We start from the raw sequence: 905 nt of genomic DNA, 5'->3' as shown, positions 1-905 counted from the left end.
TCGTAACAAGGTAGCCGTATCGGAAGGTGCGGCTGGATCACCTCCTTTCTAAGGATTATTCGGAATCAGCGGCCCGCCGGGCTGCTGAGTTGACGTTTTGCGTTCGGTTTTGAAGGTTCAGGTTTTCCTGATCGCTTCTTTTATAGCGTGTTTACACGCACTCAAGAGGGCCTATAGCTCAGCTGGTTAGAGCGCACGCCTGATAAGCGTGAGGTCGATGGTTCGAGTCCATTTAGGCCCACCATTCTTCTTGGGGCCTTAGCTCAGCTGGGAGAGCGCCTGCCTTGCACGCAGGAGGTCAGCGGTTCGATCCCGCTAGGCTCCACCAATTCTTTTGCACACCCTTGTTCTTTGAAAACTGGATAGACGACATTGAAACAAACGAAACAAAGCAAGACCACGCATGATCGCTTTTTTTTGGCGGTCCACTTTTTAACACACCACTTTGGTTAAGTTAGAAAGGGCGCACGGTGGATGCCTTGGCACTAGGAGTCGATGAAGGACGGCACTAACACCGATATGCCTCGGGGAGCTGTAAGTGAGCTTTGATCCGGGGATTTCCGAATGGGGAAACCCCCTATCTTTAATCGGATAGGACACTCACGCGAATTCATAGCGTGTTTGAGACAGACCCAGGGAACTGAAACATCTAAGTACCTGGAGGAACAGAAAGCAAATGCGATTCCCTGAGTAGCGGCGAGCGAAACGGGAACAGCCCAAACCAAGAGGCTTGCCTCTTGGGGTTGTAGGACACTCAACACGGAGTTACAAAATCACGTTTTAAGCGAAGCGACCTGGAACGGTCCGCGAGACGAGGTAACAGCCCTGTAGCTGAAAAGACGTGATCTCCTGAGTGGATCCTGAGTACGGCGGAACACGTGAAATTCCGTCGGAATCCGGGAGGA

At 51.8% G+C, this 905-nt stretch carries 2 tRNA genes and 1 rRNA gene; all 3 read left to right on the top strand.

The features are described from left to right. Positions 1 to 167 precede the first annotated feature (167 nt). Positions 168 to 244 (top strand) — tRNA-Ile (locus ACRRQV_RS18040). An 8-nt stretch (positions 245 to 252) separates the two neighbouring features. After that, positions 253 to 328 (top strand) — tRNA-Ala (locus tag ACRRQV_RS18035). Positions 329 to 447: 119 nt separating this feature from the next. Continuing rightward, positions 448 to 905: ribosomal RNA gene (locus ACRRQV_RS18030) — 23S ribosomal RNA — on the top strand; the annotation flags it as partial.

Source organism: Planococcus sp. YIM B11945, from assembly GCF_050864155.1.
Lineage (GTDB): Bacteria > Bacillota > Bacilli > Bacillales_A > Planococcaceae > Planococcus.
The sequence above is the reverse complement of the archived record's forward strand: the minus strand, read 5'-3'. Positions and strand labels throughout refer to the sequence as shown.